Annotated in this window: 13 protein-coding genes and 1 pseudogene; 13 read left to right on the top strand and 1 reads right to left on the bottom strand. The window is 66.8% G+C overall.

Annotation, left to right across the window (positions count from 1 at the left end; translation table 11 throughout):
* Positions 1–45: 45 nt before the first annotated feature.
* From SALPAC6_RS0108360 to SALPAC6_RS0108340, 5 genes and pseudogenes are all read left to right on the top strand, one after another.
* Positions 46–408, top strand: coding sequence for a hypothetical protein (locus SALPAC6_RS0108360; RefSeq protein WP_162561489.1), 363 nt, complete (start codon positions 46–48; stop codon positions 406–408).
* A complete protein-coding gene (locus SALPAC6_RS0108355) occupies positions 405–608 on the top strand; it encodes a hypothetical protein (protein WP_018252975.1) in 204 nt (67 codons plus the stop codon). The genes SALPAC6_RS0108360 and SALPAC6_RS0108355 overlap by 4 nt, the downstream gene beginning before the upstream one ends.
* Positions 609–965: 357 nt before the next feature.
* A pseudogene (locus tag SALPAC6_RS30950) lies at positions 966–1,421 on the top strand (helix-turn-helix domain-containing protein); the annotation flags it as partial.
* Positions 1,422–1,454: 33 nt separating this feature from the next.
* The gene (locus SALPAC6_RS30035; RefSeq protein WP_223874278.1) at positions 1,455–1,904 is read left to right on the top strand and encodes a hypothetical protein; all 450 of its coding nucleotides are present in this window, start codon (positions 1,455–1,457) and stop codon (positions 1,902–1,904) included.
* 234 nt (positions 1,905–2,138) lie between these two features.
* Positions 2,139–2,522, top strand: coding sequence for a VOC family protein (locus tag SALPAC6_RS0108340; protein ID WP_018252972.1), 384 nt, complete (start codon positions 2,139–2,141; stop codon positions 2,520–2,522).
* A gap of 88 nt (positions 2,523–2,610) precedes the next feature.
* Here SALPAC6_RS0108340 and SALPAC6_RS0108335 read toward each other — a convergent pair whose 3' ends face one another.
* The gene (locus tag SALPAC6_RS0108335) at positions 2,611–3,180 is read right to left on the bottom strand and encodes a nitroreductase family protein (RefSeq protein WP_018252971.1); all 570 of its coding nucleotides are present in this window, start codon (positions 3,178–3,180) and stop codon (positions 2,611–2,613) included.
* A 776-nt stretch (positions 3,181–3,956) separates the two neighbouring features.
* Here SALPAC6_RS0108335 and SALPAC6_RS0108330 point away from each other — a divergent pair.
* From SALPAC6_RS0108330 to SALPAC6_RS0108300, 8 genes are all read left to right on the top strand, one after another.
* Positions 3,957–5,267: a TolB family protein gene (locus SALPAC6_RS0108330; protein ID WP_223874430.1), complete on the top strand. Its 1,311-nt coding sequence runs from the start codon at positions 3,957–3,959 to the stop codon at positions 5,265–5,267.
* A 79-nt stretch (positions 5,268–5,346) separates the two neighbouring features.
* Positions 5,347–6,234 carry a class I SAM-dependent methyltransferase gene (locus SALPAC6_RS0108325; RefSeq protein ID WP_018252969.1) on the top strand — a complete coding sequence of 296 codons (888 nt, stop codon included), beginning with the start codon at positions 5,347–5,349 and terminating at the stop codon, positions 6,232–6,234.
* 2 nt (positions 6,235–6,236) lie between these two features.
* Positions 6,237–6,362: a hypothetical protein gene (locus tag SALPAC6_RS30735; RefSeq protein ID WP_263404710.1), complete on the top strand. Its 126-nt coding sequence runs from the start codon at positions 6,237–6,239 to the stop codon at positions 6,360–6,362.
* 29 nt (positions 6,363–6,391) lie between these two features.
* Positions 6,392–7,339, top strand: coding sequence for a DUF1702 family protein (locus tag SALPAC6_RS0108315; RefSeq protein ID WP_018252967.1), 948 nt, complete (start codon positions 6,392–6,394; stop codon positions 7,337–7,339).
* A gap of 48 nt (positions 7,340–7,387) precedes the next feature.
* A complete protein-coding gene (locus SALPAC6_RS0108310; protein ID WP_026189445.1) occupies positions 7,388–9,250 on the top strand; it encodes an FG-GAP repeat domain-containing protein in 1,863 nt (620 codons plus the stop codon).
* 26 nt (positions 9,251–9,276) lie between these two features.
* On the top strand, positions 9,277–10,533 hold the full coding sequence (locus tag SALPAC6_RS0108305; RefSeq protein ID WP_018252965.1) for an aminotransferase class V-fold PLP-dependent enzyme: 1,257 nt from the start codon (positions 9,277–9,279) through the stop codon (positions 10,531–10,533).
* 35 nt (positions 10,534–10,568) lie between these two features.
* The gene (locus SALPAC6_RS29355) at positions 10,569–10,844 is read left to right on the top strand and encodes a hypothetical protein (RefSeq protein WP_162562060.1); all 276 of its coding nucleotides are present in this window, start codon (positions 10,569–10,571) and stop codon (positions 10,842–10,844) included.
* A gap of 205 nt (positions 10,845–11,049) precedes the next feature.
* Positions 11,050–11,496, top strand: coding sequence for a hypothetical protein (locus SALPAC6_RS0108300; RefSeq protein ID WP_018252963.1), 447 nt, complete (start codon positions 11,050–11,052; stop codon positions 11,494–11,496).
* The last annotated feature ends 208 nt before the right edge of the window (positions 11,497–11,704 follow it).

The raw sequence follows: 11,704 nt of genomic DNA, 5'->3' as shown, positions 1-11,704 counted from the left end.
GGGCATCAGTTTCCCGAACCCCTCGTCACCTTTGGAGAGATCCGCATGGCTCACAGTCTGACCGGCATATCCAGCCCGACCGGCAAGATCATGATTTACCACACCGCAGTCAGCGTTCCGTGGCACGTAGCGATCTACGAACCGGTGCACAACGGCTGGGGGTCCCCCGACGTGGCGGGTACGGCGCTGCTCGACCGCTTCGCCGCGGAGTCCGACCCCGCCGGGAACTCGAGGGTGCTGAAGTTACGCCCCGGCGCCGTCGAGGCCTCCGACATCAACAGACGTTGCTCATGTGACGAGTACCAGTCCTGGTTCGACTCTACGCGCCTCCGTATCGACGCCCCCCTGGGCGGGAGACCGTCCTACCAGTGGCCCGCAGCGCGGCGGACCGCGAAGGAGAAGCCGTGATCCTGCGCCGTGAACCCGTGCTCGTACAGGCCACGGTCGTCGCGGTGATGAACCTGATCGTCGCCTTCGACGTGGTCAGCGTGACGCCGAACCAAAGCAACGCACTGATCGCGCTGAGCGCCGCCGTGCTCGGCCTCATCACTCGCCAGTACGTCACGCCGGTGCCCCGGCCTGGTGTGCAGTCGAACCGATCGCCGTGATCGGCGGGCCGCCGGTCAACGCCAGCTCGACGTCCGGGCTCCACAACTGCCCCCGGCATCGGCGCACGAGGGCACCTCGTCCGCCGCCGGGTCGATGAGCTGCTTTCGGGTCGGGCGACTGGGGCAGGGCGCTGTTGGAGGGGCCGCCCGCCGCGCGTCAACCCCGCCGCACCGGCCGCCCGTGCGGTGCAGCGGGCCCAGCCGCACCCGGCCTAACTGGTACGCGGTCTCATCAGACGAGCTATTCGTTGGCACCGGCCTGCCGCAGGGGCCCTTCCAGCGTGCGGTGGTCAACGCCGTCCAGGGGCGAAGCGATCACACGGTCGACCCGAGTCACACAACGGACGCATCGGCGTCATGATCCGCCGCGGACGGCACGGCCTTCGGGGAGGGGTGGGGCTCATGCGTGGCCAGTCCACTTTGCGGTGGATCAGAGAGGCCAACTGTCTGCAGTGCGACAAAATCGAACTCTGTGCGAGCTTCGGCCGTTGCCTCATAGAACCCACGGGTGCGGCACGGGTGACGGCAGTCGCCAGGGCTGTGGACTATATGATCGAAAACCTGGCGCAGCCTATCCAACTCGTCGATGTCGCACGGGTGGCAACCATGAGCCAGTTCCATTTTCATCGAATATTCCGAGAGATCACCTGCACTACCCCGGCGCGGTTTCTCGCCGCGCTCAGGATGTGCGAGGCGCAGCACCTCCTACTTAACTCACGGCGGTCAGTGACGGAAATCTGCTCAGCTGTCGGATATTCGAGTCTTGGAACGTTCATCAGTCAGTTCGGTCACCTGACGGGTCTGTCCCCGCGCCGGTTCCGCACGGTCGTCAAGCGAATCGGCCAAGTGCCGATTCAGGAGCTGATCGAGTTCAGCGGCGCGATGGCCGAAGACGGCCCGGTCGGCGCGGTCACCTCGGACCGACAGGAGCGGTACTGCGCCCTTCTCGGGCTGTACCGCACGGACCACCCGTGGGAGCGGCCGTCGACCTTCCAGGTCGTCGAGACCGATCACGTGGTGCGCACCCCACCGGTCAGCGACGGCGAGTACGACACCGTCTCGGTCGGGTATAGCCCGGTCACGACCGTCGCCGACATACTCGGGGCACCCGTCGGCGCCCTCGGCCGAGTCGGCTTCGGTACGCGAACGCTGATCGCTCGGGACGGGCGGTCCCACCAGCCCTTCCACATCGCCCTGCGCCGTCAGCGTCGCTTCGACCCGCCCATCGAGTTCTCCCGCTCGCTGCTTGCCCTAGTGGCTCGCGCAAGTACGCGCACACCGAAGCTTACGGTCTGATCTAGCCAGTCCCGGCGGAACTACACGGCGAGAGCTGTCCGAGTCGCTGTCCTCGTCGTGCTTGATGTCGGGACGGGCAGGACGACACCAGATCGACTGGATGAACTTCCTCATCGACCTGCGGTGGATGCTCGAGGTCGCAGGGGACTGGCAGTAGCGTGTGGAAGGAAAGACTGGCTGGTCCGCAGTTTCAGGACATCGACCAATCGTGTCACTGGCCGAAAGGAGATGGGGATGGAGCGGGTGCGCGGCATCGGAGGCTACTTCTTGCGGGCACGAGACCCAGAAGGTCTGAGCCGGTGGTACCGGGACAATCTGGGCGTGGTGGCGGAGGATCTTGACGGCTACTGGTTCCAGCAGGGCGGTCCGACCGTCTTCGCCCCATTTTCCGAGGATACAGACTACTTTGGATCGCCGGCGCAAAAGACCATGCTGAACTTTCGAGTGGTCGACCTCGATGCCATGCTTGCCCAGCTCAAAGCCGGGGGTGCCGAGGTGGACCACCGCATCGAGACCGACGACAACGGGCGGTTCGGTTGGGCCGTCGATCCTGAGGGCAACCGCTTCGAGTTGTGGGAACCCGTCGACGGTATCGCCGATCCAGGTGACCTGGCGTAACGGGCACCCGTAGCGAGCCGCCGCACGTTGCGTCGTCGGGGTAGGCACACTCCCCGCCCCGCTGTCCGCTGCCACATACTCATCAGGCTCACGGTCCTGGCGTCGTACCCCATCGACTGGTGAAGGCGATCTCCGCCAAAGGCAGTCGGGAACGGGGTGGGCGAGCGCAGGTCACATCGGCGGTCACACGGCCGACGGCAAGGATGACGAACGGCTCGAAGTCTGCCGGCACCTCGAAGGTCGCCATCAGCGGGCGCCGGCGGAATCCGCCGAGCTGCACAACGCGCCAGCCGGTGGCCCGGGCCTGCACGCTGAGCCGGGCAACTGCGAGCCCGAGCTCGTATTCGGTGCCATCCAACGTGCCGCCGTCGACGCCCTGAGCTTGGCGTAGGGCCAGTATCAGCGTCCCGGCGCCATGGGCGATCATCCGGTTCGTTGGCGTCAGCGCGCGGTGTAGCTCGTGGTATGTGCGGTCACCCTTACGACCAACAAGAAAGCGCCACGGCTGTCGGTTCCACTGCGAGGTGGTCCACCGGGCCGCCTCGATTAGTCCGGCCACCTGGGTCCACGGCAGTACCGACCCGTCGAAGACCTGAGTGTTGGCCGCTGGTGCGAGCAGCGGGTGCACGATGTCGGTCGCCACCGAAAGCCCAGCCATCCCTTGGACCCCCTCCCGAGGCCGGCGTCCGCCGGCCTCCGCTTCGCGCAATTAAATGGCAGCGACCCCGGCCGATCCACCTGGATCTTGCTGAACCTTTTCAATCAATGCTATGGGTGTTGTCGACCGGGAAACGGCTCGTGTCAGCAAGATTCAAGAAGATGGTACCTCGTTTATCCAGGTAGGACTAGATCGTCGTATCCACCGCAAAGCAGTAAGTCGGTCGATGTGTGACTGAGGAGGTTCGAGATGCAGTTATATGGGGCGTTCATCTATCGGCCTGTTGGGCCGTCCCGCTGTTACCGGCTCGTGCCGTGAAGCGGTTTGCGGGGGGCGATGGTATCGCAGGGGCGGGGGGAGCGGGATTTCGGCTACGACGACTCGCCGTCGATCCGAACGGTTCTGGGGACGGCGCCATAGCTCCGGACGGAAGTAGATTTGTCGCTTCTTCGAAAAGAAATGGCTCCGTCAATCTTTGGTTTTTTGACCTACGCTCGGGGAAATGGCAGCAGGGTACATGGGGGGCCGGTGACGACATAGAGGCGCAATGGTCACCGGACGGCCGGCAGTTGGCGTTCACTTCATCACGCAGTGGCCACAAGGCGATTTGGCTGTACCGGCTGAGCGACGGACAGATCCGGCAGCTGACGTCGGCCGATCACGAGGAGGAGTACCCTTCGTGGTCACCGGATGGACGCACGATCGCCTTCGTTGGCGGCTCGTGGGGTCGCCGCCACTTTCTGGTGGTGCCGGCCACCGGCGGCACGCCTCGCCCGGTGACGATACACCCGGGACGCGCCGGCGCCTGCTCGTGGGCCCCGGACGGGCGATGGCTCGTCTGCCACTCGTACGACACGGGTGCGGGCGCGGTGTGGTTGCTCGATAGCCAGACCGCGGAGGCAATCCAGGTCACCGACGGCTCGTCGTGGGACTACAAGCCAACCATCTGCCCAACCCGGCCGGCGGTCGCCTTTTCCCGCAGTAACGAGGGGCGGTCCGTTATCTGGGTGCAGCGCCTCGGTGATGGTGTCGGCGACCCGCTCGTCGTTACCGGTGCGGACGACCGCTGGCCCACCTGGACGCAAGACGGAAATCACCTCTTCTTCCACCGGTTGGTCGACGAGGGGGCCGGCATCGCGATCTGGGACCGGAGAACGAGAACCGTACGGGACCTCGTGCCGGCGGAGCGCAAGCCCCGCTATGCGTCCTTCGCTCCGGACGGGCGCCGAATTGTCTACGGCGCCGAAGTCGGCGGCCGCTCCACATTGCGGATTCTGGACCTGGATACGGGGAATTCGCAGCCGCTACCCGCTGGTGAGGCCGCTTTTCCGACCTGGTCCCCGGATGGTCGGACGATCGCCTGCACGATCCGGCCCGACCCCAGCTCTCGATGGGAGATCGCGACCGTCGACGTGCCCAGTGGCCGGGTACGGCTCTGGACAACCGACCGCGCTGACCTACGTGGACTGCACGCACCCGTCTCCTTCGCGCCGGATGGACGGCGCCTGGTGTTCCGCAGCGAGACCGAGCCCTTTGAGGCGAACCTGCTCGTGCTGGAGCTCGACAGCGGCCGGTTCACCAACCTCACCGACGACAGTTGGTGGGACGAGGCCCCGTCGTTTTCTCCCGACGGACGTAGCGTCATTTTCATGTCCACTCGCGGCGGCGACTGGACCTGGGGCTTCTACCGAATCGACGTAGCCAGCAAGGAGATCGTGACGGTCGCGGGTCCCGACTACATCGAGCGCAACAACCCACAGCTGACCCGGGATGGTCGAACCCTGTCGACAATGGTCGCCTCCAGGGTCGAAGAGTTGTACGAGCAGCTACCTGATGGTGCCGGGCGGGTAGTGACCGAGGCAGGGCCGGGTGTCCGCTACCCCGTGCCGTCCGCCGACGGCGAACAGGTCGTCTTCACCCGTACTCGGACAACCGTCGAGTACTGGCTCGCGGAGAACATCTGGGCTTCCGACTCGCCTCTCGCCTCACTCGCCCGCCCCTTGGTCGCCGAAGCCGGAACGCCGAAGGTCATCGAGCAGCCACCGCTTGGCCCGGTGCGGAGCCCCGTCGACACCCGACGCAGATGACGGATGTGACCACGCCCCATCCGGTCGGGTGGGCATCAGAGGGCGTGACCAGGCACAGCGCCTATAGGAGGAGCAAAGAATGACGGAAGCATCGGAACAGGCGCCACAGCGGGATGTCGTTCCAGCAGAGGGCGACAAGAACCTTATCTACGACACGGTGGCCGGGCCGCTCTGGCGGAAAGCCGTGTACGAGCCGGTCCACGGTGGGTGGGAGTTCACCAACATCGGCGGTGCGCGTCTGCTCGACGCCATCGCGACGACGTTCCGGGTCGGGCCGCTGACGCACGTACTCGAGTTGTGCTCCGGCACCGGCGCGGTTGCCCGATACCTCAACCAGCGCACCGGCTGCTCGGTGACCGGGGTGGAGCTAAACAGTGTTCAACTCGCCACTGCTCGCCGGGCCCGCGCCGAAGCGGGTCCGGGGTTGGCTGGTGTGTCGTTCATGGAGGGCGACGTCACCCGATGGCAGCCGGATCAGCTCTATGACCTGGCCCTCGTCATCGATTCACTCACCCTGCTGTCGGATCCGGTCGCCGCGCTACGCAATGCCCGGCGAGCGCTCCGCTCAGGGGGATGGCTGATCTTTTCCGACACGGCAGCGGGCCCCAGGATGACCACGGCAATAGAACGGCAGGCCTGGGACCTTGACGGCCTGCGTCCGTTGCCCCGCCATCCCCGGTCGATCGACCTGTTCACCTTGGCGGGTTTGACAGATGTCCACATGATCGACGCGACCGATTCCGCAGTCGACTGCTTCCGGGCTATCGAGGCTGCCCTGACTGATCGGGCCGACGAACTTGCCGTTGTGGCGACGGATGAGGAACTAGCGGACTGGCATGAGTCCACGCACTTCTACCTCGACGCCTACCGCACCGGGCGACTCACGTACTGGCACGGGTGCGCCCGCCGGCCTCGTCGTGCGGGCTCTCCCGCGCAGCGGCCTGACCCCGACGACACCACGGAGTGATCATGGTACCCAGGCGTGAGCTGGTCATCTTTCCTATGGTGACGCCACTGAACGACCCACGGGACGCCTACGGACACCGGCTCGCCCTCGCCGGCAGGAGTCAGGCCGACGATCGGCCGTACCGGTGAAGGCCAGAAAGGGCAGGGGCAGACTGCTCGTGCCACCCCTGCCCACTGCGATCGTCGAACTCGCCGGGCGCCAGCACCGGCGCGGTGAAGCAGCCAGTCGACTGCTCTTACAGAACCGCGCGTTCACCTTCGTCGAGGGCTACCAGCTGCGGCGGCGGATCGGGCGGATCGACATCCACGCGGAACTGGCGCGGATCCGACCTGAAGATCGCGGCTTCGCCTACGAGGGAGCTGCGCTGGCCGCGGGGCTGGCAGATCTCGCGACACCGCGTCGAGGATCTTGGCGGAACGGCCCGAGGGGCTGTGATACCCATCTGGGTGACCTGCTCGCCGGTCCCGGTGCGGGCTTCGTACACCTGATCCATGTCGGAGCCGGATGGTCGGCCGCCCTGCTGCCCTGGCGGGTGGTGCATCGTCGGCTGGCGCTCGACCCGCTACTGCGCTGGCTCGCCCTGGACGGGGCGGGTTTTGCCCGTGGCTTCTTCGGAGGACCGCGTTGGATACGCCGGCTGGCCAATCGACCAGACCGCCAGGATCCGGTTCAGGCGGTGCTTTGGCAGGGGGTAGGCCGCAGCCTCTGGTTCGTCGAGTGTGGTGACGGCTTCGGACTCAGCCGACAAATCGAGCGGTTTCCACCCGGTCTACGACGTGAACTGTGGGCCGGCGTTGGCCTCGCCGCGTCCTACGCGGGCGGCTGCACGGTTCGCCATCTCGAGCAGCTGCGCACGCTAGGTGGTGAGGACCGTGCCGCCCTGGCCCAAGGCGCGGTCTTCGCCGCCGAGGCACAGCGCACCGCAGGTCACATTCCCGCTCATACGGAGGCGGCCGTCGGCGCGCTCACCGGGGTGTCGGGACACACCGCCGCCACCTGGGCGCGCGACTCCTACGAGTCCGCCCGCGCCCTCGGTCCCGAGATCGAGTCCTACCGGTGGTGGCAATGGGAGATTCGCCGCCGTTTCACTGCTGCGCTCGGCTGAGCCCCAGTTCTGTCGGCGGCTGTCGCCGCTACGATCAAAGGAGAAACCATGTCCATGTCACCACGTCGCATGCTGCCCGGAGCATTGGCGATGGTCGTGGTCGCCGCTATCGGGATGTTCACCGTCCGGCCCTCGCCCGATCCTGGGGAGACGGACGTCGTGGCTGCTCGCTTCGCCTTCGAGATACGCCCGCTGAACACCGCCCCCGCGCAGGCCCAGCATGTTCGTGTCGTCGCGCCTGACTTGTCGGGAATCCGGTCCTGGATCTCCGCCGTGGGCGCCGCGGTTGCGCTGCTCGACGCCGACGGGAATCGACGCCAGGACGATGTGTGCCTGGTCGACCCGAGGGATGACTCAGTTCGGGTCTTCCCGGTGCCCGGAACCGGCGATCGGTATCCAGCAGCGTCCCTGACTCCTCCACCCGGTCCGATGGACCACATCGCGCCAATGGGTTGTGTTCCGACGGACCTTGACGCGGACGGCGACAGCGACCTGATCGTCTACTACTGGGGCCGGTCGCCGGTGCAATTCTTGCGGGTCGGTGTTGGCTGGCATCCGGTGGAACTGGTCCAGCCACCGCAGGTCTGGAACACCACCGCGCTGGTCGTGGGCGACCTAGACGGCGACGGCGCGCCTGACGTTTTGGCGGGTAACTACTTTCCCGATGGCGCCCGAGTGCTTGATCCGGGGGCAGCCGGAGACGGGCGGATGCGAATGCAGGCAAGCATGGCGGACGCCGGCAACGGTGGGACGAACCGAGCCTTTCTCTCCCGCCCCGGGCCCCCGGACACGGCACCGGCCTGGCTAGACGCGTCCATTGGCGTGCCGGACCGTGTCGCGCGGTCGTGGACGCTCGCCTTCGGCATGCAGGACCTGACTGGGGACTTGCTGCCGGAGGTCTACCTCGCCAACGACTTTGGCCCGGATCACCTGTTGGTGAACCACTCCCGACCGGGGCAGCTTGACCTGCGTCCGGTCGTGGGAGAGCGGACCGCGCTATTGCCGAAATCCAAGGTGCTGGGCCGTGGTTCCTTCAAGGGCATGGGTGTGACCTACACCTACCCGGACGGCGCTGAATTGCCCACGATCGTGGTCAGCAACATCACCACCCCGTGGGGTCTACAGGAAAGCAACTTCGCCTTTATCCCGACTGGACCGGGCGCAGATCTGCTCGACGGTCGGCTGCCTTACGAAGATCGTAGCGAGGCGTTGGGCCTCTCCCGAAGCGGGTGGGCCTGGGACGTCAAGGCGGTTGACTTCGACGGTGACGGCAATGACGAGTTGCTGCAGGCGACTGGCTTCGTGGCCGGGAAACGGTGGCGCTGGCCCGAACTCCAGGAACTTGCCATGATCAATGATCAGCTGCTCCAACACCCGTGGGCCTGGCCCCACTTCCGCCCCGGCGACGACATCTCGGGCCACCAGGCCAACGTGCTCTGGACGCGACATGACGGACGGTATGTCGACATCGCCGCGCAGAGCGGGCTGGGCTACCTAGATGTCAGTCGTGGTATCGCCATTGGGGATGTGGACTTCGACGGTCGCCCGGACGCGCTGGTGGCCAACCAGTGGCAGGACAGCCGGCTGGTGTTGAACAGGTCCCGGTCGACCAGCCAGTCGACACTGGTCCTGAAGCGGGCCGGTGAGGGCGGACGGCAGCCCACCGTCGCCCTCGGCGCGTCCGTGGTCGCAAGGCCGGGCGGTGGCCGGCCGGACCTACGGGCCCAGCTCTATCCCAGTAATGGACACGCCGGGGTATCCAGCCCCGAGCTCTTCTTCGCCGTCGACGGGATCACTCCGTTCGTCGTGTCCTGGCGTACGGCGGACGGGGTGCGGACCGCACAGGTCAGTCTGGGGTCGGGTCGGCACGAACTCGTGCTGCATGACGATGGCCGGGTGACCACGCGATGAGGGCCCAGACGAGGCAGCCCACCGCGATGCCGGCCAGGACCGATGGCGACCTGCCACCGGCGACGACGGTTGTCCGCACACACGGCGAAGGCACCTGGGACATGTCGAGGGTCGCTTCGCTGGGCGGGGGTACGACCGATGCGACCCGCCACGTCATCAACGCCACCAGCGTTCTGGTACATCCCAGCCTCGGTAGGGCTGTGCTGTCCGGTTCGGCCCGGCGGGCAGTTGAGGCGGCCTTTGGCTGCATCGACCTGGAGTACGACCTGAACACCGGGCAGCGGGGGCGTCGCGGGCGGGAAACGGTGGCCGCGCTGCTCGCGGCAGTGCCGACGGCCGCTGCGGCGTACGTGGTCAACAGCAACCCTGCGGCGCTGGCACTCGCCGCAACGGTGCTCGCGCCCGGTCGGGAGCTGGTGATCAGCCGACGGGAACTGTACGAGATTCGCGACGGCTTCCGGCTGCCCGAACTGCTCACCTCGACCGGAGCCCGGCTCTGCCCCGTTGGTACCGCGGACGGCGCGGTTCTGGATGACTACCGACAAGCCGTGTGGTCCGGCACCGGGTGCGTGCTCACCCTGGTCCCGGCCCGGGACGCCTCGGACGGAGTGTGCGGCAGGCCGGATGTGACGGCCTTGGCCGGCCTGAACGTCCCGGTGATCGCCGACATCAGTTCGGGTCTGCTCCGCCCGGAGCCGGCGCTGCCTGGTGAACCGGACGCGGAGACTGCGCTGCGACAGGGAGCGACACTGGTCACCGCTAGTGGCGACAAGTTGTTGGGTGGGCCGCAGACCGGGCTGCTGATCGGCGACCGGGCCGTCATCGAGCAGGTGCGACGGCACCCGCTCGCCCGTGCGATGCAGGCGGACAAGCTGGCCCTCGCCGCCCTGTGCGCGACCATTGTCGACGGCGGTACCCCCACGCTCGCCGCCGTTCGGACGGTTCACACTGACCTGAGGGCCCGGGGCGAGTGGCTGGTTGGCGCACTGCGGGCTGGGGGAGTCACCGCCGACCTGGTCGAATCCCACGTCACGGTGCTCGGTGACGCGAGCAGCCGCCTGCGCAGCTATGCGGTCGCCATCGATCAACGGCTCGCAGGGCGGCTGCGCCGGGGTGGTCCGGCCGTGGTGGGGGATCTGCGGGGCGGTCGGCTGCTGCTGAACCTGCGCCCGGTACCGGCCGACCGTGACACCGACCTGGCCGTGGCGGTGCTCGCGGCCGCGTCCCGAACCCAGTCAGCAAAGACAATCCGCGAGAAGTCGCCTTGGCTCGGCGACGCGTAGAAAGGAGTCGCACGCTCAGGTGACGGAGGCAGTGAATGTCTGGTTCGGTGGGCCCTGGCCATCGCGCACGGCACCTGCTGGCGGGCACCTGGACGAGTGAGCGGGACCGACAGAACCCGCTCACCACGGTCAAGAGGTCCACAGCCCTCCTGATCCCCCTGCGATACGCCCCGCCGACGGCCCAGGCCAGATTGTCTGGCATCCGGTGCCACCTGCTCGATGTCGAGGTGGTGCCGGTGCCGGGCCGGCTGTGGTCAAGGAAGTTCCTACCGGTATGCCGACACCGCCCGGGTCTGGGGCTACGACTCTGACCTTCCCGGTCACCGGGCCCCGGGGCGCGGCACGGCTGGTGGCGAGCTGGCGGGTGGTCGCGGCCGTGGAGTCGATGCTGGCCGACTGGCGGTCTGCTATCTGGCTCTCCAAGCTGGCCCTCGCTTGGCTCGTGACGAACTGCCCACGGATCGTCGCGTGTGCGGAGGCCAGAGTGCTGTCGAGTGTGAACCGGAGGAGTTGACGGTGGACTGGCAGTCCCTGGGAACACCCATCGCTGCCGTCTGCACCGCGATCCTGACCTACCTGGGCACCCGGCACGTCACCAAGGTTGAGCGCGGCCGCGAGGAGGCCCGTCTCGCCGAGAAAGCGCGCGACGACGCCCTCGTTGTAGAGCAGGCCCTGTCCGCGGCCCACGAAAAGGCCCGCGCCGCGATCATTTCGGAACGAAACGAGCTGTTGGAACGCTGGCAGCGCACCCTCGACGAGGCCCGGGACGACCGTCAGCGCCTGCTCCAAGAGCACCGGGCCGAGATCGCCCGAATTCGCCAAGAGGCGCGAGATGAGGTGGCCAGCGTCCGGGAGAGTGCACAGCTGATCATTGGCGAGCTGCGCGGGCAGGTCATGCAGCTGCGGTCCGACCTGCAGGCCAGCCGGGACCGACGCCGGTATGACCTGCCGAACGATCCGTGACCGACGGATCTCTTTTGTGCGTCGACCGTCGACGTAGCGCAAGGCGGAAGAAGTACGCAGAGGGTTAAGCGATCTACAACGGACTTCCCGATTGCCGTAGGAATGCGGCCGCACCGGGACCGATTGCTTCCGACTCTTCGCAACGAGCGGCGCTTATACGTGGATAGTCAGAGAGGGATGGCACAGAAATGACAGAGATACCGAAATC

The organism is Salinispora mooreana (assembly GCF_000379065.1).
GTDB lineage: Bacteria > Actinomycetota > Actinomycetes > Mycobacteriales > Micromonosporaceae > Micromonospora > Micromonospora mooreana.
This window is presented reverse-complemented; position numbering and strand designations above follow the sequence as displayed.

Excerpts from the sequence above, each read along its gene's own strand:
- SALPAC6_RS0108325 (WP_018252969.1), top strand. The coding sequence starts at position 5,347 with ATGACGGAAGCATCGGAACAGGCGCCACAGCGGGATGTCGTTCCAGCA.
- SALPAC6_RS0108335 (WP_018252971.1), bottom strand. The coding sequence starts at position 3,180 with ATGGCTGGGCTTTCGGTGGCGACCGACATCGTGCACCCGCTGCTCGCA.
- SALPAC6_RS30735 (WP_263404710.1), top strand. The coding sequence starts at position 6,237 with ATGGTACCCAGGCGTGAGCTGGTCATCTTTCCTATGGTGACGCCACTG.
- SALPAC6_RS0108310 (WP_026189445.1), top strand. The coding sequence starts at position 7,388 with ATGTCCATGTCACCACGTCGCATGCTGCCCGGAGCATTGGCGATGGTC.
- SALPAC6_RS0108340 (WP_018252972.1), top strand. The coding sequence starts at position 2,139 with ATGGAGCGGGTGCGCGGCATCGGAGGCTACTTCTTGCGGGCACGAGAC.
- SALPAC6_RS0108360 (WP_162561489.1), top strand. The coding sequence starts at position 46 with ATGGCTCACAGTCTGACCGGCATATCCAGCCCGACCGGCAAGATCATG.
- SALPAC6_RS29355 (WP_162562060.1), top strand. The coding sequence starts at position 10,569 with ATGTCTGGTTCGGTGGGCCCTGGCCATCGCGCACGGCACCTGCTGGCG.
- SALPAC6_RS0108305 (WP_018252965.1), top strand. The coding sequence starts at position 9,277 with ATGCCGGCCAGGACCGATGGCGACCTGCCACCGGCGACGACGGTTGTC.